This is a genomic window from Arthrobacter sp. CAN_A2, from assembly GCF_015752045.1.
GTDB lineage: Bacteria > Actinomycetota > Actinomycetes > Actinomycetales > Micrococcaceae > Arthrobacter_D.
Map to the genome: position 1 here is coordinate 30,609 of NZ_JADOUS010000001.1, position 23,665 is coordinate 54,273.

20 protein-coding genes and 2 tRNA genes are annotated in these 23,665 nt (G+C 70.9%); 6 read left to right on the top strand and 16 right to left on the bottom strand.

What is annotated here, in order from left to right:
* The first annotated feature begins 87 nt into the window (after nt 1–87).
* A complete protein-coding gene (locus IWX63_RS00130) occupies nt 88–3,621 on the top strand; it encodes a bifunctional proline dehydrogenase/L-glutamate gamma-semialdehyde dehydrogenase (RefSeq protein ID WP_199276142.1) in 3,534 nt (1,177 codons plus the stop codon).
* A 124-nt stretch (nt 3,622–3,745) separates the two neighbouring features.
* On the opposite strand, the gene IWX63_RS00135 is transcribed toward IWX63_RS00130, so the two are convergent.
* Nucleotides 3,746–4,396, bottom strand: a complete 651-nt coding sequence (locus IWX63_RS00135; protein WP_199276143.1) for an NADPH-dependent F420 reductase — start codon at nt 4,394–4,396, stop codon at nt 3,746–3,748.
* A gap of 101 nt (nt 4,397–4,497) precedes the next feature.
* Nucleotides 4,498–4,806 (bottom strand): hypothetical protein, encoded by a 309-nt coding sequence (locus IWX63_RS00140; protein WP_199276144.1) that lies wholly within the window; start codon nt 4,804–4,806, stop codon nt 4,498–4,500.
* A gap of 117 nt (nt 4,807–4,923) precedes the next feature.
* Here IWX63_RS00140 and IWX63_RS00145 point away from each other — a divergent pair, with 117 nt between their 5' ends.
* Entirely contained in the window at nt 4,924–6,003 is a 1,080-nt protein-coding gene (locus tag IWX63_RS00145) for a YeiH family protein (protein WP_199276145.1), read from the top strand.
* A 161-nt stretch (nt 6,004–6,164) separates the two neighbouring features.
* Here the strand turns inward: IWX63_RS00145 and IWX63_RS00150 are convergent, their stop codons facing one another.
* The 6 genes from IWX63_RS00150 to leuC all read right to left on the bottom strand — a co-directional run bounded on the left by IWX63_RS00150 (nt 6,165) and on the right by leuC (nt 12,867).
* Complete coding sequence (locus IWX63_RS00150; RefSeq protein ID WP_199276492.1) at nt 6,165–7,316, bottom strand: D-alanine--D-alanine ligase family protein; 1,152 nt, start codon at nt 7,314–7,316, stop codon at nt 6,165–6,167.
* 5 nt (nt 7,317–7,321) lie between these two features.
* Entirely contained in the window at nt 7,322–8,365 is a 1,044-nt protein-coding gene (locus IWX63_RS00155; protein WP_199276146.1) for an NAD(P)H-dependent glycerol-3-phosphate dehydrogenase, read from the bottom strand.
* Nucleotides 8,362–9,183: a lysophospholipid acyltransferase family protein gene (locus tag IWX63_RS00160; RefSeq protein WP_199276147.1), complete on the bottom strand. Its 822-nt coding sequence runs from the start codon at nt 9,181–9,183 to the stop codon at nt 8,362–8,364. The genes IWX63_RS00155 and IWX63_RS00160 overlap by 4 nt, the downstream gene beginning before the upstream one ends.
* Nucleotides 9,184–9,194: 11 nt before the next feature.
* Entirely contained in the window at nt 9,195–10,544 is a 1,350-nt protein-coding gene (gene murA / locus IWX63_RS00165) for a UDP-N-acetylglucosamine 1-carboxyvinyltransferase (RefSeq protein ID WP_199276148.1), read from the bottom strand.
* Nucleotides 10,545–10,773: 229 nt separating this feature from the next.
* Entirely contained in the window at nt 10,774–11,373 is a 600-nt protein-coding gene (gene leuD, locus IWX63_RS00170; protein ID WP_199276149.1) for a 3-isopropylmalate dehydratase small subunit, read from the bottom strand.
* A 9-nt stretch (nt 11,374–11,382) separates the two neighbouring features.
* Nucleotides 11,383–12,867 carry a 3-isopropylmalate dehydratase large subunit gene (gene leuC, locus IWX63_RS00175; protein WP_199276150.1) on the bottom strand — a complete coding sequence of 495 codons (1,485 nt, stop codon included), beginning with the start codon at nt 12,865–12,867 and terminating at the stop codon, nt 11,383–11,385.
* Between the two features lie 148 nt (nt 12,868–13,015).
* Here leuC and IWX63_RS00180 point away from each other — a divergent pair, with 148 nt between their 5' ends.
* The 3 genes from IWX63_RS00180 to IWX63_RS00190 all read left to right on the top strand — a co-directional run bounded on the left by IWX63_RS00180 (nt 13,016) and on the right by IWX63_RS00190 (nt 15,013).
* Entirely contained in the window at nt 13,016–13,735 is a 720-nt protein-coding gene (locus IWX63_RS00180; RefSeq protein WP_043445906.1) for an IclR family transcriptional regulator, read from the top strand.
* A 1-nt stretch (nt 13,736) separates the two neighbouring features.
* Entirely contained in the window at nt 13,737–14,288 is a 552-nt protein-coding gene (locus IWX63_RS00185; RefSeq protein ID WP_199276151.1) for a DUF1697 domain-containing protein, read from the top strand.
* 77 nt (nt 14,289–14,365) lie between these two features.
* Entirely contained in the window at nt 14,366–15,013 is a 648-nt protein-coding gene (locus IWX63_RS00190; protein WP_199276152.1) for an MBL fold metallo-hydrolase, read from the top strand.
* 85 nt (nt 15,014–15,098) lie between these two features.
* Here the strand turns inward: IWX63_RS00190 and IWX63_RS00195 are convergent, their stop codons facing one another.
* Entirely contained in the window at nt 15,099–15,491 is a 393-nt protein-coding gene (locus IWX63_RS00195) for an SHOCT domain-containing protein (protein WP_199276153.1), read from the bottom strand.
* A 185-nt stretch (nt 15,492–15,676) separates the two neighbouring features.
* Between IWX63_RS00195 and IWX63_RS00200 the strand changes: the two genes are divergently transcribed.
* Nucleotides 15,677–16,237: a potassium channel family protein gene (locus IWX63_RS00200; RefSeq protein WP_199276154.1), complete on the top strand. Its 561-nt coding sequence runs from the start codon at nt 15,677–15,679 to the stop codon at nt 16,235–16,237.
* A gap of 37 nt (nt 16,238–16,274) precedes the next feature.
* Here the strand turns inward: IWX63_RS00200 and IWX63_RS00205 are convergent, their stop codons facing one another.
* The 7 genes from IWX63_RS00205 to IWX63_RS00235 all read right to left on the bottom strand — a co-directional run bounded on the left by IWX63_RS00205 (nt 16,275) and on the right by IWX63_RS00235 (nt 23,511).
* Complete coding sequence (locus IWX63_RS00205; RefSeq protein WP_199276155.1) at nt 16,275–18,188, bottom strand: GTPase; 1,914 nt, start codon at nt 18,186–18,188, stop codon at nt 16,275–16,277.
* Nucleotides 18,185–19,975: a dynamin family protein gene (locus tag IWX63_RS00210; RefSeq protein WP_199276156.1), complete on the bottom strand. Its 1,791-nt coding sequence runs from the start codon at nt 19,973–19,975 to the stop codon at nt 18,185–18,187. The genes IWX63_RS00205 and IWX63_RS00210 overlap by 4 nt, the downstream gene beginning before the upstream one ends.
* Before the next feature lie 134 nt (nt 19,976–20,109).
* Nucleotides 20,110–20,182 (bottom strand) — tRNA-Glu (locus tag IWX63_RS00215).
* Between the two features lie 67 nt (nt 20,183–20,249).
* Nucleotides 20,250–20,321 (bottom strand) — tRNA-Gln (locus IWX63_RS00220).
* A 69-nt stretch (nt 20,322–20,390) separates the two neighbouring features.
* A complete protein-coding gene (locus IWX63_RS00225) occupies nt 20,391–21,149 on the bottom strand; it encodes an HAD family hydrolase (RefSeq protein WP_199276157.1) in 759 nt (252 codons plus the stop codon).
* On the bottom strand, nt 21,149–22,657 hold the full coding sequence (gene gltX, locus IWX63_RS00230) for a glutamate--tRNA ligase (RefSeq protein WP_199276158.1): 1,509 nt from the start codon (nt 22,655–22,657) through the stop codon (nt 21,149–21,151). Before gltX ends, IWX63_RS00225 begins: the two co-directional genes overlap by 1 nt.
* Before the next feature lie 80 nt (nt 22,658–22,737).
* Nucleotides 22,738–23,511, bottom strand: a complete 774-nt coding sequence (locus tag IWX63_RS00235; RefSeq protein ID WP_043445921.1) for a fumarylacetoacetate hydrolase family protein — start codon at nt 23,509–23,511, stop codon at nt 22,738–22,740.
* Nucleotides 23,512–23,665 lie beyond the last annotated feature (154 nt).

The following is a 23,665-nucleotide window of genomic DNA, read 5'->3' on the forward strand; positions in this document are numbered from 1 at the left end:
CTAATGGTACGGTGCGCCCGATACTGGGGTTGAAGTAGCTGCGTCATCCTGTGCCCGGCGCGAGCCGACCAACCGAAAGCCGTTGCCATGACAACCCAGATCCCACCCCGCGAGGCCACCGCCACCACCCCGGCGTCCCCGAGCCCGTCGATCGCCGACCCGAGCACCGACGTCGAGCCCGCCTCCTTCTCCGCCGGCCCCGGCAGCACCACGGACATCCCGGCAGCGCTGCCGGACGAGGCAATCGCTTTGGTGCGGCGGTGGCTGACCGAGGCATCGAAGGTCCCTGTCGATTCGTCGGCCCAGCAGCTCGCCGGTGTCCTGAAGGACCCGAACGGTTTGGCCTTCACGGTCGGCTTCGTGGACGGCGTGATCCGCCCGGAGGACCTCTCCGTCGCGGCCCGGAACCTCGCGGCCATCGCGCCGAAGGTACCCGCCTTCCTCCCCTGGTACATGCGCTCCGCCGTGAAGGTCGGCGCCGCCGTCGCCCCCGTCCTGCCCCGGGTGGTCATCCCCATCGCCCGCCGCGTGCTGCGCGAGATGGTGGGGCACCTCATCATCGACGCCTCCGATGCCCGGCTCGGCCGCTCGATCGGGAAAATCAGGCGCGAGGGCGTCCGCCTGAACATCAACCTGCTCGGCGAGGCCGTCCTCGGCGACCACGAGGCCGAACGCCGCCTCGCCGGCACGGTCCGCCTGCTCGAGCGGCCCGACGTCGACTACGTCTCCATCAAGGTCTCCTCGACGGTCGCCCCGCACCCCGCCTGGGCCTTCGACGAGGCAGTCCGGCACGTCGCGGAGAAGCTCGCCCCCCTGTACACGCTCGCGGCGCAGGCCGAGACACCCACGTTCATCAACCTCGACATGGAGGAGTACAAGGACCTCGACCTGACGATCGCGGTCTTCATGGACATCCTCGACCGGCCCGAGTTCACGCATCTCGAGGCGGGCATCGTCCTGCAGGCGTACCTCCCCGACTCCCTGGCCGCGATGATCCGCCTGCAGGAGTGGGCCGCCGCCCGGCGGGCCCGGGGCGGCGCCGGCATCAAGGTCCGCGTGGTCAAGGGCGCCAACCTCCCGATGGAGCAGGTGGAGTCGTCCCTCCACGACTGGCCGCTCGCCACCTGGGGATCGAAGCAGGACTCGGACACCCACTACAAGCGCGTCCTGAACTACGCCCTGCAGCCGGGCCGCATCGACAACGTGCGCATCGGCGTCGCCGGCCACAACCTCTTCGACCTCGCCTTCGCCTGGCTCCTCGCCGGCGAGCGCGGCGTCCGTCACGGCATCGAGTTCGAGATGCTCCTCGGCATGGCGCAGGGGCAGGCCGAGGCCGTGAAGCGTGACGTCGGTTCGCTGCTCCTCTACACGCCCGTGGTGCACCCGGGCGAGTTCGACGTCGCCATCGCCTACCTCATCCGCCGCCTCGAGGAGGGCGCGAGCCAGGACAACTTCATGTCCGCGGTGTTCGAGCTCACGGAGAACGAGTCCCTCTTCGACCGCGAGAAGAACCGCTTCCTCGCCTCCCTGGAGGAGCTCGACACGACCATCCCCGCGCCGAACCGGCGCCAGGACCGCGGCGCCCCCGCCCCGGCCCATTCCGGGGCCGGATTCTCCAACACGCCCGACACCGATCCCTCCCTCCCGGCGAACCGTGCCTGGGGCCGGGCGATCCTGGACCGGGTGGCCACCTCCGAACTGGGGGACGACGTCGTCGCCGCGACCACCCTGACCCGCGAGGAGGACCTGGAGCACACCATCGCGGACGCCGTCGCCGCGTCGGCATCCTGGGGCTCCCTGACGGGCGCCGAGCGTGCCGCCGTCCTGCACCGGGCCGGCGACGCGCTGGAGGCGCACCGGGCCGACCTCATGGAGGTCATGGCCGCCGAGACCGGCAAGACGCTCGACCAGGCCGATCCCGAGATCTCCGAGGCCGTGGACTTCGCCCACTACTACGCCGAGCGCGCCCGCGAGCTCGACGACGTCGACGGCGCGTCCTTCTCCCCCGTCCGGCTCACCGTGGTGACGCCGCCGTGGAACTTCCCGGTCGCGATCCCCGCGGGCTCCACCCTCGCCGCCCTCGCCGCCGGGTCCGCCGTGATCATCAAGCCCGCCCCGCAGGCGCGGCGCTCCGGCTCCGTCATGGTCGAGGCCCTGTGGGCCGCGGGCGTGCCGCGGGAGGTCCTGCACCTCGCGCACCTCGACGAGGGCGACCTCGGACGCCGGCTCCTCGCCGATCCCCGCGTGGACCGCGTGATCCTCACCGGCGGCTACGAGACCGCCGAGCTGTTCCGCTCCTTCCGGGCCGACCTGCCGCTGCTCGCCGAGACCTCCGGCAAGAACGCCGTCATCGTCACCCCCAGCGCGGACCTCGACCTCGCCGCGAAGGACGTCGCGCAGTCAGCCTTCGGCCATGCCGGCCAGAAGTGCTCCGCTGCCTCCCTGGTCATCCTCGTGGGCAGCGTGGCCACCTCGCAGCGCTTCCGCAACCAGCTGCTCGACGCCGTCTCCTCACTCACCGTCGGCTACCCGTCCGATCCGGGCACGCAGATGGGTCCCGTCATCGAGCCCGCGACCGGCAAGCTCCTGGACGGGCTCACGACGCTCGGTGAGGGCGAGTCCTGGTTCATCGAGCCCCGGCAGCTCGACGACTCCGGCCGCCTGTGGAGCCCCGGCGTCCGCACCGGTGTGCGGCGCGGGTCCACCTACCACCTCACGGAGTACTTCGGCCCGATCCTCGGCGTCATGACCGCCGCCACGCTCGAGGAGGCCATCGCCCTGCAGAACGACATCGACTACGGCCTCACCTCGGGCATCCACTCCCTGGACAGCGGGGAGATCGCCACCTGGATCGACGGCGTGCAGGCCGGCAACCTCTACGTCAACCGGGGCATCACGGGAGCGATCGTCCAGCGCCAGCCCTTCGGCGGCTGGAAGAAGTCCGCCGTCGGTGCGGGCACCAAGGCGGGAGGCCCCAACTATCTCGTGGGCCTCGGCACCTGGGCCCCGAAGGAGTCGCAGGCACACGGCAGCCCGCTGCCCGTCGTCGTGCCCCTGCTCACGGCCGCCCGGGCGGCCGGCCTGCCGGAGGCCGACGTCGCCCGCCTCGACCGTGCCGCGGCCTCCGACGCCGCAGCGTGGACGAGCGAGTTCGGCTGCGTGAAGGACGTCTCGGGGCTCGCGGCGGAACGGAACCTGTTCCGCTACCTCGCGCATCCCGTGACCGTCCGCCTCGCGGCGGGCGCGCCCGTCGCCGACCTCGTGCGCGTGCTGCTCGCCGCGCGTGCCGCCGGTGCCCCGGTCCTCGTGTCGAGCGGCGTCGAACTCCCGATCGCGCTCCGGTCCGTCGTCCTGGCGCAGGCGGAGGGCGTCACCATCGAGGACGACGACGCCTGGCTGGCTCGGGCGGCGTCGCTGACGGCACGCCGCGTGCGGCTGATCGGCGGCGGGGCGTCGGCCCTCGCGGAGGCGACCGGCGGGCGTCCCGATCTCGCGGTGTACGCGCAGCCGGTCACCGAGTCGGGGCGGGTCGAGCTGCTGCCGTTCCTGCAGGAGCAGGCGATCAGCATCACGGCGCACCGGTTCGGGACTCCCAGCGCACTGACGGACTGGATCCTCTAGCCCGCTACCGTTCCGCCCACTGGCCGCCCGCGCCCGGTGGGCATCACCGCTGATGCCCATGGACCACCCCGGCCTGCAGAGCGGAACGGGCGCACCGAGGAGAGGGCCAAGCGCCCGGCGGGGGTCACCGGACGACGGCGACGTTGAACACCGGGGTGCCGATCGCCCCCCAGATCCTCAACCACAGTGGCATCAGGGCTTCGGTGGCTCGCGCGGTCTCGAGGGCACCCAGGTCGAAGATGTCCTCGGCGGGCCAGCCGAAGCCGGCGAGCAGGCCGGTCACGAGGGCCTTCGCGTCGGCGGCGTTACCGCTGACGAAGACGGTGTGGTGTCCCTCGAGCAGCCCCGGTTCCACCATCACGGCCGCCGTCATCGTGTTAAGCGCCTTGACCACCCTGGCCCCGGGGAGGGCCCGCTGGATCCGCTCCGCCAGGCTGTCGTCGGCGGAGCCGCTGACGGTGGGCGGCATACCGGCGGAGAAATCCAGCGTGTTCGCCACGTCGAGCAGGACCACGCCGTCCAGGGCCCCGGGATCCAGTTCGCCGACCACGCTCAGTGACACCAGGCCCGGCGTCGCATTGATGACCAGGTCGGCGCCACGGATCGCGTCGGCGTAGGAGCCGACATGGACCGCGCCACGTGCACCCGCCCCCCAGTGCCGGCCGTTCGGTCTGTCGGGCGTCCGCGACCCCAGGGCGACGTCGTGGCCCTGCCGGACGAGGGCCGACCCCAGGGTCCGGCCGACGATCCCGCTTCCCAGAATACCGATCTGCATGCGGTGACGGTGACAGGCCCGGGAGCGGGTGTCAACGCTGCCGGTCGCGGAGCCAACCCTGCCCTGACGCGCCGATCGGCCTTCCGCCCACGCGAGGCGGGTTAGGCTGCGGCCCGCCGGAGGACGTCTTCGAGCAGCCGCGCCGCGGGCCGATTCCCTTCAGCCGCGCCAGCACGGACATGGGGGTGCGCCGGAACGGTCCGTCGCAGTCCCTTCCTTCGCGGCTGCGTCGAGGGCGCCGCGGATCGGTACGGGATGAACTCGACTCCGTCGGCTTCGATGCTCTCCGCCTGGGCGGGATGACCCATGAACCGGACGGAATGCCCCCGCCGCATCAGCTCGAGGCCGATCGGGAGCGCCGGCGGGACATTGCCGCCCGCATCGAGTGTGGCGAAGAGGACAGTGGACATGTCAGCACCTCGAGAAGCTGCTGGACCGAGTCGGGTGAAGACGGTACTGCTCCCTTCCCCGTGGAACAATGACCGAGAGCTACGTCCCCTCCCCCTGAGCCCGAAAGCAGCCCTGCCATGCCATCAGCCCCCGACCGTTCCACCCTCGCGCGGGCGCGGGCCGGGTCGGTGCTGCCGGGGCTGGCCGTGGTCGCCGCAGGAGTAGCCGTCGCCGTCTGGCTCGGAGTACTGCAGTCCGTCCTGGGCCCGCTGGTGATCGCGCTGGTGCTCGGCGTGCTGCTCGCCAACTCCTCCCTGTATGCCCCGGCCCTCCGACCCGGCGTGACGGCCGGGACGAAGAAGCTCCTGCGGGCCGGCGTGGTCCTCCTGGGTCTCCAGCTCGCGTTGCCCGACATCGTGGAGCTCGGACTCCCGGTCCTCGGCCTGATCGTCGCGTGCGTGGCGCTGAGCTACGTCCTCACGCTCCAGCTGGGCCTGCGGCTCGGGCTCACGCGCGCCGGCGCTACGCTCATGGCCGCCGGGTTCTCGATCTGCGGGGCCTCCGCCATCGCGGGCCTCCAGGGCGTCGTGAACGCCGACGACGACGAGACCGCCGGCGCTGTCGCGATGGTCACCCTCTACGGGTCGCTGATGATCGTCGTCCTCCCCGTACTGGGCGGGCTGCTCGGGCTGAGCGATCACAGGTTCGGGGTGTGGTCCGGACTCGCCGTCCACGAGGTGGCGCAGGTCGTGGCCGTCGCGGGGACGGCCGGAACCGCGGCGCTCGCCGTCGCCACCGTGGTCAAGCTCGGCCGCGTCCTGATGCTGGCACCGGTCGCGGCCCTGGCGAGCCTGGGCGAACGCCGGCGTGCCGCCCGGCTGGACGCGGACCAGGCGACCGGGACGGGAGACGGAGACCCGGCCGATACGGCGGGCACAGCGCCGGGGAGCACGCGCCGTCCGCCCGTGGTGCCGCTCTTCGTCCTGGGGTTCGTGGCGATGGTAGCCCTGCGGAGCCTCGGGATCGTGCCGGAGCCGGTGCTGGAGACGGGCCGGACGGTCACGACGATCCTGCTGGCCGCCGGGATGTTCGGTCTCGGTGCGGGCATCGACGTCCGCCGCCTGCTGCGCACCGGAGGCCGCTTCGCCGTTGTCGGTGCGCTCTCGACCATCCTGCTCGCCGGAGGTTCACTCCTCGGGGTGCTCCTGGTGGCCTGAGCGCCGCATCGGCACGCTGTTCTGCCCGACGGCCCGGCCAACCCGGTGGGCATCCTCGGCGATGCCCACCGGCACGGTCAACCGAGTGGGCATCAGCGGCGCGCGCGGCAGAGAGTCACCGGCGCGCGTGGCAGAGACTCACCGGCGCGCGTGGCAGAGACTCAGCGCAGGCCGGTGCCCCGCTCCAGCGCCAGCCCGATCAGCTCGTCGATCAGCTCGGTGTAGCCGAGCCCGGACTTCGCCCACATCTGCGGGTACATGCTGATGGGCGTGAAGCCGGGCATCGTGTTGATCTCGTTGATCACCAGGCGTCCGTCCGGGGTGTAGAAGAAGTCCACGCGGGACAGCCCCTCCCCGCCGATCGCATCGAACGCGTCGGCGGCCAGGAGCCTCACGCGGGCGATGACGTCCGCCGGGAGGTCCGCGGGGCACGTCAGCTCGGCGGCGGCGCCGTCCACGTACTTCGCCTCGAAGTCGTACCAGGCGTGGTCGCCCGGCTGCATCGCGATCTCACCGGGCAGCGACGTGCGGGGGGCGTCGACTCCGCGTCCCTGCAGGACCGCCACCTCGATCTCGCGCCCCTCGATCCCGGCCTCGATGATCACCTTCGGGTCGAACACGCGCGCGGCCTCGATGGCCGCCCGGATCCCGTCGGCGTCGTCGACCCTGCTGATCCCCATGGAGGAGCCGGCGCGGGCGGGCTTCACGAACAGCGGGAAGCCGAGCGCGGCGGCGCGTCGCAGGCTGCCCTCGGGATCGGTGCGCCACTGGCGGTCGGTGACGACGTCGTACGGGCCGACATCCAGCCCGGCGGCCTCGAACACCACCTTCATGTAGTGCTTGTCCATGCCGACGGCGGACGCCAGGACCCCGGCACCGACATAGCGCATGTCCGCCATCTCCAGCATGCCCTGCAGGGTGCCGTCCTCGCCGAACGGACCGTGCAGGAGCGGCAGCACGACGTCGACGCCGCCGAGGCTCTCGGGTACGGACCCGGGGGCGGCGATGAGCAGCTCCTGGCCCGTCCCGCCGTCGACGGCGGAGCCCATGACCACGGCGTGCTCGGTCGCGGTGACCTCGGGCAGGACATCGGAGCGCAGGGACCACGCCGACGGGTCGGCGGAGACCAGGGACCACTGCCCGGAGCGCGTGATGCCCACGGGCACGACCTCGTAGCGGGTGCGGTCGATCGCCTCGAGGACGCCGGCCGCGGTCACGCAGCTCACGGCGTGCTCACTCGAGCGTCCGCCGAAGAGGACGAGGACGCGGACCTTGCCGGGACGGGCCGGGGCCTCGGTGGGCGCAGTGGACACGGTGGTCACGGGGTGTGATCGCCTTCCGGCTTGAGGTTGCGGGCCAGCAGGCGCGGCCCGAGGTCGTCGACGGACAGCCGTCCCTGGAGGACGGCCACCACGCCCGCGGTGATGGGCATGTCGACGCCGTGCTGGATGGCGGCGTCCAGGACGGCCTGGGCGGACTTGATGCCTTCGGCGGTCTGGTTCATCTTGGCCGTCACCTCGTCGAGGCTCAGTCCCTGCCCCAGCAGGTGTCCGGCGGTGTGGTTCCGCGACAGCGACGACGAGCAGGTGGCGATGAGGTCCCCCATACCGGCGAGACCGGCCATCGTCTCCCGGAGTCCTCCGAGGGCCACGGCCAGGCGGGTCGTCTCGGCGAGGCCGCGCGTGATCACGGAGGCCTTGGTGTTGTCGCCCATGCGGCGGCCCTCGCACATGCCCACGGCGAGGGCGATCACGTTCTTCACGATGCCGCCGATCTCCACGCCGATCACGTCCGTGGAGGTGTAGGGACGGAAGTAGGAGGCGGTGCAGGCCAAGGCGATCCACGCGGCCGTGTCGTGGTCCACACAGGCGACGACGGACGCCGTCGGCTCCTCCCTGGCGATCTCGAGGGCGAGGTTCGGACCCGAGAGCACGGCGATCCGCTCTGCGGGCAGCGCGAGTTCCTCGGCGATCACCTCACTCATGCGGGCGTCGGTGCCGACCTCGAGGCCCTTCATCAGGGAGACGACGACGGCGTGGGGCGCGAGCAGGGGACGCCATGCCGGAAGCTGCGCGCGCAGGGACTGGGCGGGCACGGCGAGGACCACGAGGTCGCTCCCGGCGAGGACGGCTCCGACGTCGGACGACGCCGTGATGTTCGAGGGGAGCCGTGTCTCGCCGAGGTAGCGCCCGTTGCGGTGATCGGCGGTGATCTCGGCGGCCACGTCGGGCCGTCGGGACCACAGCATGACCGGGGTCTCCGGGGACGCGTCGGCGAGCACCTTGGCGAACGTGGTGCCCCAGCTGCCGGAGCCGAGGACGGCGATCTTCGCGGGTCGCTCGCTGCGTGGTTCGGTCGTCATCGCGGATCTCCCGGCTTCGGTGTGCCGTGTCCGGCGTCGTCGTCTCCCTCGGAAGCGCCCTGGGAAGAACCCTCGGAAGGGACTTCGAAGTCGCGGCCCGTGAGCTTCTGGTGCTTCCGGGCCGGATCCCAGCGCTCGGCGGGGGGCTCCTCGCCCCTCAGTTCGGCCAGCAGGACCGTGATGGCATCGACGATGCGGTCGGTGGCGCCGTCGAGCGTCGTCTTGGTCAGCGGGGCGTCCCGGAACTCGGAGAGGTCGACCGGGTCACCGACGAGCACGCGGACCCGCTTGCGGGGGAACAGGTGGAAGCGCTTCGCGTAGCGCGGGAAGACCTCCTGGGCCCCCCAGTGGGCGATCGGCACCACGGGCGCGCCGGTCTGCAGGGCCAGGCGGGCTGCCCCGGTGCGGCCCTTCATGGGCCACATGTCCGGGTCCCTCGTGAGCGTGCCCTCGGGGTAGATGATGATCCCCCCGCCATCGGCGAGTGCCGCGCGGGCAGCCTCGAGCGAGCGGTTGGCCCCCGCGGAGGTGCGCTCGACCGGCACCTGCTTGATGGTCCGCAGGATGAACCCCACCACCGGCACCTCGAACAGGGTCGCCTTCGCGAGGAAGCGTGGCATGACGCCCTGGTTGTAGAGGAAGTGCGAGACGACCACAGGGTCGATCTCGGTGAGGTGGTTGGGGCACACGATCATGCCCGTGCCACGCGGGAGTTTCTCCTGCCCCCGCCATTCCTTGGCCATCAGAGCGTTCATGACCGGCCTCACCCACAGGCCGAGGAACGTGTACATCGCGCGTGAGCCCCGTGACTCCCCCATTGCCGGGCCGCCTACGCGAGTGCCACGGCGACAGCCGGGGCGTCCTCCGTGACATCGAAGTCCGCGCCGAGGCCCTCGAGCTTGTCCTGGAAGCGCTCGTAGCCGCGGTTGATGAGCTCGATGCCGGTGACGCGGGAGACGCCGTCGGCGGCGAGGGCGGCGATGAGGTGGCTGAACCCTCCCCGCAGGTCCGGGATGTCGATGTCCGTGCCGTGCAGCTGCGTGGGACCCGAGATCACTGCCGAGTGCAGGAAGTTCCGCTGACCGAAGCGGCACGGGACGCTGCCGAGGCACTCGCGGTGGACCTGGATGTTCGCGCTCATGCGCAGCAGCGCCTCGGTGAAGCCGAACCTGTTCTCGTACACCGTCTCGTGCACGATGGAGACGCCGGTGGCCTGCGTCAGGGCGACGACGAGCGGCTGCTGCCAGTCCGTCATGAAGCCGGGGTGGACGTCCGTCTCGAGGACGAGCGGCTTCAGGGGTCCGCCCGGGTGGTAGAAGCGGATGCCGTCGTCGTCGACGTCGAAGGCGCCGCCGATCTTGCGGTACGTGTTGAGGAAGGCCGTGAGGTCGAGCTGGCGGGCGCCCTCGACGTAGATGTCACCCTTGGTGACGAGCGCGGCGGACGCCCACGACGCGGTCTCGTTGCGGTCCGAGATGGCCTTGTGGTTGTAGCCGGTCAGTTCCTCGACGCCCTCGATGCGGATGACGCGGTCCGTCTGCACCGTGATGATCGCGCCCATCTTCTGCAGGACGGCGATCAGGTCCATGATCTCGGGCTCGACGGCGGCACCGGAGAGCTCGGTGATGCCCTCGGCGCGGACCGCGGTCAGGAGCACCTGCTCGGTGGCCCCGACGCTGGGGTACGGCAGCGTGAGCTTGGCGCCGTGCAGGCCCTTGGGCGCGGAGATGGAGATGCCACCCGGGCGCTTGTCGACGACGGCCCCGAAGTTGCGGAGGACCTCCATGTGGTAGTCGATCGGCCGGTCGCCGATCTTGCAGCCACCGAGGTCGGGGATGAAGGCTTCGCCGATGCTGTGCATCAGGGGCCCGCAGAAGAGGATGGGGATGCGCGAGTCGCCGGCGTGTGCGTCGATGTCCTTGGAGCGCGCCATCTTCGCGTCGCTCGGGTCCATCGTGAGGTCCCCGGTGATGGGATCCTTCGTCACCTTGACGCCGTGCAGCTGCAGCAGGCTGGTGACGACGTCGACGTCCTTGATCTCGGGGACGTTGCGGAGGACGGACGGCGTGTTGCCCAGCAGCGAGGCGACCATCGCCTTCGGTACCAGATTCTTCGCCCCACGCACGAGGACCTTGCCCGTCAGCGGAATGCCGCCTCGGATGGTCAGAACGCTACCCATGAATACCTGTTTCCCTCATACGTTGAACCCCCGCGAACCCGAAAATACCCCCTCCAAGCATAGGAGCACCCTCGGGCAGACAAAAAACAAGGGTACTGGGTGCACTCCCTGCTCCCCTACAGGAACCTCCCGGGTTACGCCTCCATTCCGCCCGGCCCAGGGCGCGGCCCGTGAGATGCGCGACAGCAGATCGCATCCCGGGGCGCCCGGACTCGGCCGGCGCGGGGCGTCAGGTGCGCACGGGGAGGGTGGTCGGCTTGTGGGACGGCCGGTGGGCCTCGAACGCCGTGATGTGCTCCTCCTGCCGGAGGGTCAGACCGATGTCGTCGAGTCCCTCGAGCAGGCGCCACCGTGTGTAGTCGTCGAGCTGGAAGGGCGCGCTCACGGAACCGCAGTGCACCATGCGCGCCTGGAGGTCCACCGTGACGGTCGCGCCGGGCTCGTTCTCCAGGATCTTCCAGATGAGCTCGATGTCGTCCTGGGCGACCTGCGCCGCGACGAGCCCCTGCTTGCCCGAGTTGCCGCGGAAGATGTCCGCGAAGCGCGATGACAGGACGGCCCTGAACCCGTAGTCCTTCAGCGCCCAGACGGCGTGCTCGCGCGAGGACCCGGTACCGAAATCGGGCCCGGCGACCAGCACGGAACCCCGGGAGTAGGGCTCGCGGTTGAGGATGAAGTCCTCGTCCTTGCGCCAGCCGGCGAAGAGCGCGTCCTCGAACCCCGTGCGCGTGATGCGCTTGAGGTAGACGGCCGGGATGATCTGGTCGGTGTCGATGTTGCTCTGGCGCAGCGGGACGCCGATGCCGGTGTGCGTGGTGATCTTCTCCATGGCGGGCTCCTAGGCTGCGGTGACGGTGGACGGGGCGGCGTGGGAGCCCGTGCCGCGGGCACCGGCGTCGTCGGGTCGCGGGGGGAGGTCCGACGGCGAACTGAGGGTACCGCGCACCGCCGTCGCGGCGGCCACGACGGGTGAGACCAGGTGGGTCCGGCCGCCCTTGCCCTGGCGGCCCTCGAAGTTCCGGTTCGAGGTCGACGCACAGCGCTCCCCCGGCGCCAGCTGGTCCGGGTTCATGCCGAGACACATGGAGCACCCGGCGAACCGCCATTCCGCCCCGAAATCCTTGAAGACGCGGTCCAGGCCCTCGGCCTCGGCCTGCAGCCGTACGCGGGCCGACCCCGGGACCACCATCATCCGCACGGCAGGGTCCTTCTCGCGCCCCCTGATGATGTCGGCGGCGATGCGGAGGTCCTCGATGCGGCTGTTGGTGCAGGAGCCGAGGAACACGGTGTCCACCCGGATGTCCTTCATGGGCGTGCCGGGCTGCAGTGCCATGTAGTCCAGCGCGCGGCTGCACGCAGCCTTGTCGTTCTCGTCGGAGAAGTCCTCGGGCGACGGCACGGCCTGCGAGAGCGAGACCCCCTGGCCCGGGTTGGTCCCCCAGGTGACGAAGGGCTCCAGCTCGTCCGCGTCGAGGAAGACCTCCGCGTCGAAGACGGCGTCGTCGTCGGTGCGCAGCTCGCGCCAGTCGGCGACCGCGGCATCCCAGTCCGCCCCCTGCGGCGCGTGCGGACGGCCTTCCAGGTAGGCGAACGTCGTCTCGTCGGGGGCGACCATCCCGGCGCGCGCACCCGCTTCGATCGACATGTTGCAGATGGTCATGCGCGCTTCCATGGACAGCGACCGGATGGCCGAGCCGCGGTACTCGAGCACGTAGCCCTGCCCGCCGCCGGTCCCGATCTTGGCGATGATGGCGAGGATGATGTCCTTCGAGGTGACGCCCGGCTTCAGCGTCCCCTCGACCGTGATGCCCATGGTCCTGAACGGCTTGAGCGACAGCGTCTGCGTGGCCATCACGTGCTCCACCTCGGACGTGCCGATCCCCATCGCGAGCGCACCGAAGGCGCCGTGCGTGGAGGTGTGCGAGTCGCCGCAGACGACGGTCAGTCCGGGCTGGGTGAGGCCGAGCTGCGGTCCGACGACGTGCACGATGCCCTGTTCGGCGTCGCCGAGCGAGTGGAGCCGCACACCGAACTCCCTGCAGTTCGCGCGCAGGGTCTCGATCTGGGTGCGGCTGGTGAGGTCGGCGATCGGCTTGTCGATGTCCAGCGTGGGCGTGTTGTGGTCCTCGGTGGCGATCGTCAGGTCGGGGCGGCGCAGGGGCCGGCCGGCGAGCCGCAGTCCCTCGAACGCCTGCGGCGAGGTGACCTCGTGCACGAGGTGCAGGTCGATGTACAGGAGGTCCGGCTGCGCTTCCGCCCCGACGACGTCGCCCTTCCGCACCACATGTGCGTCCCAGACCTTCTCTGCCAGTGTCTTGCCCATGCCGATCGTCCTTCTTCTCCGGTCCGGCGGCCGGGTCCCGGGAGGGGGCGGCGGCCGGAACTCATCGTGCGTCAACTCAACCAGCGCCCGCCGACGAGTGCCAGCGCGGCGGCTTGCGTCTCAGATTATGAGACGGCAATATCATTCTATGGACAATTCTAGCGGCGTCGGAGTCATCGACAAGGCCGCCCTCGTGCTCGACGCCCTCGAGGCCGGGCCCACCACCCTCGCCCAGCTCGTCGCCTCGACGGGCCTGGCCCGTCCGACCGTGCACCGGCTGGCCCTGGCCCTCGCCCACCATCGGCTGGTGGGCCGGGACATGCAGGGTCGCTTCGTCCTCGGCAGCCGGCTCGTGGAGCTGGCCTCGGCCGCCGGCGAGGACCGCCTGATCGCCTCGGCGGGACCGGTGCTCCTCGGCCTGCGGGACGCCACGGGCGAGAGCGCCCAGCTGTTCCGCCGGCAGGGCGAGTGGCGCGTCTGCGTGGCGTCCGCCGAGCGCCCCGTAGGTCTGCGCGACACCATCCCGGTCGGGACCCAGCTGTCCATGAAGGCCGGCTCCGCCGCTCAGTGCCTCCTGGCGTGGGAGGACCACGACCGCCTGCTCAAGGGCCTGCAGGACGCACGCTTCACGCCCACCGTGCTGGCCGGTGTGCGGCGCCGCGGGTGGGCGCAGAGCCTCGGCGAACGCGAGAACGGCGTCGCCTCCGTCTCTGCCCCGGTCCGTGGCCCATCCGGCCGGGTGATCGCCGCCGTGTCGATCTCCGGGCCGATGGAACGCCTCACCCGCCAGCCCGGCCGCATCCACGCCGAGGTCGTCTCTGACGCCGCGCGCCAGCTCACGCTCGCCGTGGCGAAAGCGGCCGACTGAGATGGGCGAGGAAGCCCCCGACCCCCGGCATCGGTATGCGATCTTCCTGCGGGGCGTGAACGTCGGCGGGGTCACCCTCAGGATGGCGGACCTCCGCGAGCTCCTGGCAGGCCTTCCGGTGGGCGACGTCGCCACGGTCCTCGCGAGCGGCAACGCCACCTGCTCGTCCGAGCTCGGCGCCGGGCAGCTCAGGGACCGCGTGGAGGAGGCCCTGCGCGCACGCTTCGGCTATCCGGCGCGCGTGATCGTCGTCGAGCGCGCGGAGCTCGCAGGGATCGCGGCGTCGGTGCCCGAACAGGAGCGTGCCGACACGCACACGTACGTCACGCTGTTCACGGGGCCCGACGAACGGGCGGCCTTCGTCGACGAGGCCCGCGGCCTCGGTGAGCAACCCGTGGTCCTCACCGGCGGTGCGGCGATCGCCTGGTTCCCGCCGAGAGGCAGGTCGACCGACGTCCCCCTCGCGAAGCTGCTCACCCGGGCACGGCACGCGGAGAACTCGACGACCCGCAACATCAACACCGTGGACAAGGTGCTGCGCCTCCTCGCATGAGGCGCGCGGGTGCTCCCCCCTTGGTAGGGTTCGAGCACGCCGTGCGGCCGATCGTGCCCACCCAGCCGAAGGACACCATGCGACTCATCGCCCAGGATTGCCACGAGCTCGAGCAGCAGAAGGGCTCCCACGGCTTCGTGGTGGCCGGCGCCGGTCGCGCCGCCCTGATCGATCCCGGCATGGCGTCGGGGGCCGACGGCGTCCTGGCGGAGCTGCGGGCCAACGAGGCGACGACGGGCCCGATCACCGACATCGTCCTCACCCACTACGACGCCGACCACGCCCAGGCGGCGCGGAGACTCCAGGACGCGCTCGGCGCGACCGTCTGGATAGGTTCCGCCGACGCCGACGTGCTGCGCGGACGGATCAAGCCGAAGACCCGGGTCCGGAGGGTGCTGCGGCGGATCGCCCGTGTCGAACTGCCGGAAGACGTGCGGGAACTCACCGGCTCGGGCGAGGTCTTCCCCGGGCTCGAGTTCTTCCCGACCCCCGGCCACACCGCGGGCCACTACGCCTACCAGTGGCGCGGGGTCCTCTTCACGGGTGATGCCGCGAGGGTGTCCGCGGACGGGGCGGTCCGGGACTTCTACGCGCCCCTCATCGATGACAGGCCCATCGCCGCGCACACCGTGCGGCTCCTCGCCGAGCGCATCCGCACAGGATCGGTGGGCTGGGTCTGCTCGGGCCACAGCCCGATCGCCCGGACCACGGCACGCACTCCCTGAACCCTGCCGTCCCGGACCTACCGGGCCCGCACATGGGTGATCCCGTCCTCCGGTCACTGATCGGTGGACGGGATCGCCGGTGCGCTCAGGCCGAAGCCAGTGCGCGTTCCTTCAGCTTCACGAACTCCGGCTCCGAGATGGCGCCGGCCTCGAGCAACTCCTTCGCCTTCGCGATCTCCTCGGCCGACGTCGGTACGGCCACGCTGCGGACGTAGTTGTCCATCGACTCCTGCGCCGCCTGCCTGCTGGCCAGTTCGCGGTCGGCCATGCCGCGTCCGCGTGCCAGGAGGTAGACGATCGCGGTGATCAACGGGATGAAGATCAAGCCGATCATCCAGAGCACCTTCAACCAGCCGGAGAGTTCGCGGTCGCGGAAGAGATCAATGATGACCTGGAACAACACGATCAAATAGGCGAAGAACACCATGATCGAGAAGGACACCCATATGACGTTCCAAATGTTCTCCCAAAAATCCATCTGTCCACTCCTGTCAGGATACGAAAAGCGCCGCGAGGACAGACGAACCGGCGCGGCTTGGGTATCACAAGTGTGGTGACCGATCACCGCGCGGCAAAAGGGCCGAAGGTCCTGACGGCGCCGCCACCGCCCGCACATCGGGCACCTGCCCGGAGAGGGACCGGACGGCGGATGTACCATCGACCATGGGTGAGAAAAGCATCGGGCAGGGTAGCCCGGCATTCTTCCGTGAACTCGACAAGACGGGCCGCCGGCGTGCCGTCGCGAATTCGATCATACGGCTTATCATTTTCTGCACCATTCTCCTCGGTGCCTATGTCCTGATTCCCGTCGGCGGATTCAACGAATCGAATCCCGTCGGCGCGTGGATCCGGCTGATCGCCGTCATCATCATCTTCCTCGCGGCGATGGCCCTCGAACTGCAGACGATCATGGGGGCGCAGATCCCCCAGATCCGGGCGGCCGAGGCCGTGGTCGAACTGATCCTGATCCTGCTGTGCCTCTTCGCGCTGCTGTACGTCTCCATGTCCGTGACCGACGTCGCCTCCTTCAGCGAACCGCTCAACCGGATCGATGCCCTGTACTTCACCACCTCGACCTTCGCCACCGTTGGATTCGGGGACATCACGCCGCGCACTGAACTGGCCCGGGTACTCCTGATCGTCCAGATGCTGGCCGACCTCGGCGCCCTGGTCCTGATCGGGAAGGTCGCCTTCCTCGCGGCCTCCACACGGCTGACGCGGTAGACCCGGGGTGGTGCCGGGTGGTGCGGGTGCTGCTGTCTCAGCCGCCCTGCGAGGCCGCACGCACCGCGGCGCTGAAGGCGTTGCAGCGCTCCACCTCCTCGACGACGGGCTGCAGGACGACGTCGTCCGCCACGCGTGAGCAGGCGGCCAGCAGATTCCGGCGGACCCTCGCCGCGCGTCGTCCGGCTCGCCATCGCGCGAGGAATGCCGCGATGACCCCGAGCAGGACGCCGGCCGCCAGGCCGCCGAGGATCAGCAGGGTGGGCAGCGGGAAGCCCTCCACCCGGGGCACCTCGAGGGCGGGCAGCTGCAGGAACGCAAGGACCGCCAGGAGGCCGAGCCACGCGAGTCCCGCGACGAGGGCCGCGAAGCCGATCCACTGGAGGACGCCGAAAATGCCCCACCACCTGCTCCGACCGGTTTCGAGGTCGGTGCCGGTGACGGCCGCGTCGAGGGCGTCCGTGAGCTCGGTGGAGGCATTCCGGGCAGCGTCCCGGACGGAGGTACGCCACGGGTCGCCGAGGCCGCCGGCCGCCGCGTCCCCGAACACCCGCAGGGCCTGACCCACCCGCGCCTGCTGCGCCGGGTCCCCGACGGGCAGCGAGGACCGGCGCAGCTCGGGAGCGAGGTCCTGCCGCCGGAGGTTCAGCCGGCGCAGCGGATCCGGGCGGAGCCCGGCCACCCAGCGGGTCACCGGCCAGCCCGTGGTGGCGTGCACATCCCGCCGATAGGCGCTGCGGACGGCGTCCACCACCACGGGGACTCCGGCCGCCCGGCCGAGTTCCACGGACAGGGCCGTCCTCGCGGCAGCGGACGGGGCCGCGGCGCGCTCCGCCACGAACGGGCGGAGGTCGCCCGCCGCGCGCTCGGCGTCCGCCGCAACCCTGCGCGTCGCCGCAGCACGGCTCTCCGCGAGCTCCCTGATGGCTCCGGCGAGCTCGGCGACCCCCTGACCCGTCCGAGCGGACACCGGGACGACGTCGACGCCGGGCAGTCCCTCGCCGGCGAGGATACCGGCGAGGGAGGACGACACGGCCTCGAGGTCCTGCGGGTCCAGGCGGTCGGCCTGGTTGAGTGCCACCAGGATCACCGCCTCGTGGGTCGCCAGCTTCCGCAGGAAACCGTGGTGGAGCGCCGCATCGGCATACTTCTGGGGATCGACCACCCAGAGCAGCACGTCCACCTGGCCTGCGAGGCGCTCCACGATCTCCCGGTGCGCCTCCGCCGTGGAGTCGAAGTCGGGCAGGTCCAGGAGGATCAGCCCGGCGGTGTCCGGCGCCATGGGCTGCGCCAGCTGGATCGACTCATCGCGTGCCGCCGGCGTCCGGTCCCGTCGGCGCCGGCGGAAGAACCCGCGGCGCACCCCCGTGTCGCCGGCGTCGGGCGTTCCCGCTGTGCTGTCGTCGTCGGCCTCCACGGACCCGGTGACAGAGACCTGCCTGTCGTCACCGCGGTGGAGCTCGCCTCCGCCGGAGCCCCCACGCCCGTCGAGCGAGGCGTCGGTTCGGACTCCCCCGGGCGATACCGCCTCGAGCACGAGCGGTCCACGGACGGTCCCTCCCCCGACGAGCGGGGCACCCTCGGGCAGGGCCACGCGCTGCCGGACCTCCAGCCAGTCGAGCAGCTCGTCGCTTCCGCTGCGCCCCCACACGAGGGCGAGTGGTTCCGACGTCGTCGGGCGCCGGACGGCGACCCGCGCTGCCCCGGTGCCGCTCAACGCGTTCACGAGCGAGGACTTGCCGCTGCCGGTCGGTCCGAACAGGCCCACCACCGTGTGGTCCGCCGACAGCGACCGGCGCCGTCCTGCACGCTCCAGTGTCAGGTGCAGCCGCTCGAGCTCCTCCTGCGGGAGCCGGTCCACGCCGAGCTCATAGGCCTCCTGGAGGTGTGCCAGCACCTCGCCCAATGTGGTCTCCGTCCCCGTCGTCGTGTCCTCCCGGGAACGACTCATGCGTCGTCCCCTGCGTCGAAGGGCTGGGCCGGCAGTGCCGTGCGGAGCCGACTCGCGAGCACAGTCAGTGCTTCGGCCGGTGTCTGCAGCGCCAGGGGCTGGAGGCACCGGGCGTAGGCTTCACGCTCGCGACGGAACAGCGCGTCGACGCGCTGGTAGAGGTTCCTGCGGGCCGTGGCGGCAAGGCGGCGGACGGCGTCGTCGCCGAAGACCGCTTCCAGGAGCTTCTGACCCGCGACCGCGGACGCCCCGGCGATGCCGATCTCCCCGCCCGTGAGCCCTCCAGTCGATGCGAAGACCACGACCATCAGTGCCACGGCGACGCCGTTGACACCGAAGGACAGCATGCGGGCCGTGAAGCGCTTGTCCGCGCCCTCCGCCTGGACGAGCAGCAGGATGTCCTGCTGCCACTCCCGGATCTCACGGGCCACCTCGGCCGACACACCGGCGGCGTCCCAGACCGGGACGTCCTCGAGCAGCACCCGGCCCGCGTGGTCGGCGCGCCACCGTCGGCGCGTCGTCTCGTCCGCGCGTGCCGCCTGCTCGACGATCACCGTCTGCAGGCCGCTGCCGATGGCCTCCGCGACGGTCGCCGCCGGAGCCGGGCGTCCCGTGAAGAACGCACTCATGCGGTCGCGCGCCCGTCCGATCCTCGTCTCGAGGCCGCGCATGAACTCACCGGTGCCGACGAAATCCTGCCATCGCGCGAGGACCTCCCCCCGCAGCAGCTTGCCGTCCTCCGTGGCGGCGAGGACGTCCGCCAGGGCGTCTCCGTAGGCGCCCTCGACCGCTGCGCGCAGCCCGTCGGCCACGGACTGCTCCTGGTCGGCGGCCTCGGCGATGGCGTCGACGCGTCCTGCCAGGGCGCGCATCGCACCGCTCACCGTCCGGCGTGCGATGTCCCGCCGCCCGTCGGCGTCGGCCGCCAGTGCCTGCAACCAGCGGGTGATCGGCTCGACGGCGTGCGCCGGCAGCATGCGCGCCGGCTCGAGCGTCATCTCCGGGACCACGAAGATGGGCGCGTGGCCGAGGTTCTCGGCCGACAGCAGGGTCAGGAGGTCGCTCCTGATCTCCTCCTCCACCCCGGCCGGTACGCGGTCCAGCACGACGGCCACGAGGACGTCCCGCCGGCCCGCTTCCGCCAGCAGCCTCCACGGGACGGCGTCCGCGTAGCGGTTGGCCGTGGTCACGAAGATCCAGAGATCCGCCGCCGCGAGCAGCTGGCCCGCGAGCCTGCGGTTCTCGTCGGCGATGGAGTCGACGTCGGGGGCATCGAGGAGCGCGAGGCCTGGCGGGAGCGTCGGGATCGGCCGCAGGAGCAGCGTGTCCGCCCCCGATGCCTGATGGAGCGCGGCGCTCGGGACCGCCGCCGGTGAGCCCTCGGATCCGCCGTCGTCGGCCGCGAGGCGGACCCGGCTGAGCGTAGGCAGGATCCGCGCGTCGTCGAACCATGCGCCGTCGTCCGGGTGGTGGAGCAGCAGCGGCTGCCGGGTGGTGGGGCGCACGGCGCCGGTGACGGAGACGGGGCGCCCCACGAGGGCATTGACGAGGGTGGACTTCCCGGCTCCGGTGGACCCGCCGACGACGGCGACGAGCGGAGCGTCCAGGCTGGCGAGCCGCGGGAGGATGTAGTCGTTGAGCTGCGCGCGTGCGGCCGCGGCCGATTCCCGCGCCTCGTCCGACCCGGGAAGCTCCAGGGGGAACGCGAGGCTGTCCAGCGCCCCGCGCACTTCGCGCAGCAGCGGGGAGAGCCCGCGGGCTTCGCCGGCCAGGGAAGGTGCACTCATGAAACCATCATGCCAGTCCCCCGACGCCGCGCCCGGACGTGCTTGCACCCTCCGGAAAAGGAGAAGTCCCGGACATCGTGGTGATGTCCGGGACTTCCCGGTGTCCTGACGGACCAGGCCCTTGCGGGCTGCTGTGACCCCAGCGGGATTCGAACCCGCGTTACCGCCGTGAGAGGGCAGCGTACTAGGCCGCTATACGATGGGGCCAGTACTTTTCATCCTACTATGTGCTGCGTCGTGCTTTTGCCATCCCGCCCCGGAGGGCCGAAGTGCGCTGGGGTACCAGGACTCGAACCTAGAATGTTGGTACCAGAAACCAGTGTGTTGCCAATTACACCATACCCCAATGGCACATTTCGAAGCCCCGATCGTGCTGGGCCCCGGTCGCGTAACCGCTCCGCGCCGAGAAACAACTTTACCGGACGGAAGGCAGGAACTGCAAAACGGGCGCCAGGCCCACGATGCGCGGCACCTCCGGGGCGTGCCCGGCGTCGGCCGCCGAGCCGCCGTCGGTGCCTGATTCCCGGCCCTCCCCGGCGCGGTCCAGCCACACGCCGACCAGGCCGGCCGACCGCGCTCCGACGGCGTCGATCAGCCGGTTGTCCCCGACGTAGAGGGTCCGCGCGGGGGCGGTTCCGAGCAGCCGGGCGCCCTCGTGGTAGATCGCCGGTTCCGGCTTGGCCACGCCGACGGTGTCGATGCCGACCAGCGTGGCGACGCGCTGCAGGCCCGCGTGGTCCAGCTTCGCCCGCTGGTAGGCGTGCACGTTGTTGCTGACCGCGCCGTACGGGATGCCGCGCGCGTCCAGTGCGTCCAGGAGCGGCTCGACGTCGTCGTACGCCCGGAAGTGCAGGGGCAGGGTCTGCTCGTACGCGCGCACCCACGCCTCCGCCATGTGCCCCACGAACGGCTCCGGGGTGAAGGAGGCCCGCGCGTGACGGACCCGGTGCACCCGCTGCTCCTCGAAGGTGACGTCCCCGGCGAGGAAGCGGTCGTAGTGCCGCTGCGGGTCCGTCGTGTACAGCGCCTTGTACCGCGCCCAGTCGTCGTCGCTCAGGTGGCTCAGGAACGGATCCGGGATGGCCTGCAGCGTATGCCCCATGGCCCCTTCGAGGTCCACGAGCGTGTCGTCGATGTCGAACAGAACGCCGTCCACGCCGGGGCGGTGCCCCATCACGCGGCCGTCGCGCGCAGCGCCCGGACGCGGGCGATCGAGGACTCCCGCCCGAGGATCACCATCGACTCGAACAGCGGCGGGGAGATCTTGCGGCCCGAGATCGCGGTTCGCACGGGGCCGAAGGCGAGCCGCGGCTTCAGCCCGAGCGTGTCCACCAGCGCGGCGCGGAGCGCGGCCTGGAGCGACTCGGCGTCCCACGTCGAACAGCCCTCGAGGGCGGCCAGGGTGGCGTCGAGCACCTCGCCGAGGTTCTCGGGCAGTCCCTTGCGGGCGTCGTCGGCGATGTCCACTGCGTCGTCGGCCTTGAACAGGAACCCCAGCATCTCGGGGGCTTCGCCGAGCAGGGTGATGCGTTCCTGGATCAGCGGGGCTGCCTCCGCGACGATACGCAGATCCTCCTCGGTGGGATCGGCGCCGATGAGGCCGGCGGCTGCGAGGTAGGGCAGGAGGCGGGAGCGGAACTCGGCCGGGTCGAGCAGGCGGACGTGCGTGCCGTTGATCGCCTCGGCCTTCTTGAGATCGAACCGGGCCGGGTTCGCGAGCACGTCGCGCACGTCGAACTTCTCGACGAGCTGTTCGACGGAGAAGATGTCCTGGTCCGCCGACAGGCTCCAGCCGAGCAGCGACAGGTAATTGAGGAGGCCTTCGCGGATGAAGCCGCGCTCCCGGTGCAGGAACAGGTTGGATTCGGGATCCCGCTTGGACAGCTTCTTGTTGCCCTGGCCCATGACGTAGGGCAGGTGACCGAACAGCGGCATGTGCTGGGCGACCCCGATGTCGATCAGGGCCCGGTACAGCGCGACCTGGCGGGGTGTGGAGGAAAGCAGGTCCTCGCCGCGCAGGACGTGCGTGATGTTCATCAGGGCGTCGTCGACCGGGTTCACCAGTGTGTAGAGGGGCGCGCCGTTGGCCCGGACGACGGCGAAGTCGGGGACACTTCCGGCGCGGAACGTGATGTCCCCGCGCACGAGGTCCGTGAAGGTGATGTCCTCGTCGGGCATCCGCAGGCGCAGGACCGGGGGGCGTCCGGCGGACCGGAAGGCGTCCTTCTGGTCGTCGGTCAGCGTGCGGTCGTGATTGTCGTAGCCGAGCTTCACGTCGCGCCCGGCAGCACGGTGTCGCTCCTCCACCTCGTCCGGCGTCGAGAAGGACTCGTAGAGGTGGCCCGCCTCGACGAGGCGTTCGATGACGTCCCGGTACAGTTCACCGCGCTCCGACTGACGGTAGGGCGCGTGCGGTCCGCCCACCTCGACGCCCTCGTCCCAGTCGATGCCCAGCCAGGTCATGGCCTCCAGGAGCTGCTGGTAGCTCTCCTCGCTGTCGCGGGCGGCGTCGGTGTCCTCGATGCGGAAGATGAGCTTGCCGCCGGTGTGCCGGGCATACGCCCAGTTGAAGAGCGCGGTCCTGATCAGCCCGACGTGGGGGGTTCCCGTCGGCGACGGGCAGAATCGGACCCGGACGGGCGTGGCATCGGAGACGGTGGGGAACTTTGCGGCAGTAGTCATGATGATCCCAGTCTAGGTGGGACCAGCAGGGTCATTCGAGCGCCGTCGGGCCCCGCGCGGGGCCCGACGGCGGACGGGCGTCAGCGGCGGGCCGGGTTGGACAGGCGCCCGATGCCCTCGATGTCGACGTCGTACCGCTGGCCGTCGGTGATCATGCCGACCCCGGCCGGCGTACCCGTGAGGATGATGTCCCCGGGCAGCAGGGTGAAGGCCTGCGAGACGTAGGCCACGAGCTCACGCACTCCCCAGATCATGTCGCTCGTGGAGCCGTCCTGGCGGAGTTCGCCGTCGAGGCTCCCCCGGACCGTCAGGTTCTCAGGGTCGAGGTCCGTCTCGATCCAGGGGCCGATGGGGCAGGACGTGTCGAAGCCCTTGGCGCGCGCCCACTGGTCGTCGGTCTTCTGGACGTCGCGCGCCGTCAGGTCGTTGGCGCAGGTGTAGCCGAAGACGACGTCGTCCACGCGCTCGAGCGGGACGTCCTTGCAGATGCGGCCGATCACGACGGCCAGTTCGGCTTCGTAGGAGATCTGGTCCGAGAAGGACGGCAGCATGATCGGGTCCCCGGGACCGATCACCGAGGTGTTGGGTTTGAGGAACATGAGCGGCGCTGCCGGTGTCTCACTCCCCATCTCCTGGATGTGGTCCGCGTAGTTCCGGCCTACGCCCACCACCTTGCTGCGGGGGATGACGGGCGCCAGGAGGCGGACATCCTCCAGGGCGTGGCGGACGCCGGTCAGCTGGATCCCGGCGTAGAAAGGGTCGCCCTGGATGACGGCGACTTCCTCGCTGCCCTCGGTCCCTTCCACAACGCCGAACATTGGGTCATCGTTTACGACAAAGCGTGCGATTCGCATGCCGCCAAGCCTAACGCGGGCCCTCGGGTCCGGATGTCAAGGCAGGCGGTTGCGTGACGTGGGGGCACAACGAGATACCGCGGGCACTCCCTCCCCAGAGAGAGGGTGCCCGCGGTATCGGACCTCCTCAACGACCAGAGTGTCCGTGTTTCTG

Coding starts and splice junctions, on each gene's coding strand:
- IWX63_RS00130 (WP_199276142.1), top strand. CDS start 88: ATGACAACCCAGATCCCACCCCGCGAGGCCACCGCCACCACCCCGGCG.
- IWX63_RS00135 (WP_199276143.1), bottom strand. CDS start 4,396: ATGCAGATCGGTATTCTGGGAAGCGGGATCGTCGGCCGGACCCTGGGG.
- IWX63_RS00140 (WP_199276144.1), bottom strand. CDS start 4,806: ATGTCCACTGTCCTCTTCGCCACACTCGATGCGGGCGGCAATGTCCCG.
- IWX63_RS00145 (WP_199276145.1), top strand. CDS start 4,924: ATGCCATCAGCCCCCGACCGTTCCACCCTCGCGCGGGCGCGGGCCGGG.
- IWX63_RS00155 (WP_199276146.1), bottom strand. CDS start 8,365: ATGACGACCGAACCACGCAGCGAGCGACCCGCGAAGATCGCCGTCCTC.
- IWX63_RS00160 (WP_199276147.1), bottom strand. CDS start 9,183: ATGGGGGAGTCACGGGGCTCACGCGCGATGTACACGTTCCTCGGCCTG.
- murA (WP_199276148.1), bottom strand. CDS start 10,544: ATGGGTAGCGTTCTGACCATCCGAGGCGGCATTCCGCTGACGGGCAAG.
- leuD (WP_199276149.1), bottom strand. CDS start 11,373: ATGGAGAAGATCACCACGCACACCGGCATCGGCGTCCCGCTGCGCCAG.
- leuC (WP_199276150.1), bottom strand. CDS start 12,867: ATGGGCAAGACACTGGCAGAGAAGGTCTGGGACGCACATGTGGTGCGG.
- IWX63_RS00180 (WP_043445906.1), top strand. CDS start 13,016: ATGGACAATTCTAGCGGCGTCGGAGTCATCGACAAGGCCGCCCTCGTG.
- IWX63_RS00185 (WP_199276151.1), top strand. CDS start 13,737: ATGGGCGAGGAAGCCCCCGACCCCCGGCATCGGTATGCGATCTTCCTG.
- IWX63_RS00190 (WP_199276152.1), top strand. CDS start 14,366: ATGCGACTCATCGCCCAGGATTGCCACGAGCTCGAGCAGCAGAAGGGC.
- IWX63_RS00195 (WP_199276153.1), bottom strand. CDS start 15,491: ATGGATTTTTGGGAGAACATTTGGAACGTCATATGGGTGTCCTTCTCG.
- IWX63_RS00200 (WP_199276154.1), top strand. CDS start 15,677: ATGGGTGAGAAAAGCATCGGGCAGGGTAGCCCGGCATTCTTCCGTGAA.
- IWX63_RS00205 (WP_199276155.1), bottom strand. CDS start 18,188: ATGAGTCGTTCCCGGGAGGACACGACGACGGGGACGGAGACCACATTG.
- IWX63_RS00210 (WP_199276156.1), bottom strand. CDS start 19,975: ATGAGTGCACCTTCCCTGGCCGGCGAAGCCCGCGGGCTCTCCCCGCTG.
- IWX63_RS00225 (WP_199276157.1), bottom strand. CDS start 21,149: ATGGGGCACCGCCCCGGCGTGGACGGCGTTCTGTTCGACATCGACGAC.
- gltX (WP_199276158.1), bottom strand. CDS start 22,657: ATGACTACTGCCGCAAAGTTCCCCACCGTCTCCGATGCCACGCCCGTC.
- IWX63_RS00235 (WP_043445921.1), bottom strand. CDS start 23,511: ATGCGAATCGCACGCTTTGTCGTAAACGATGACCCAATGTTCGGCGTT.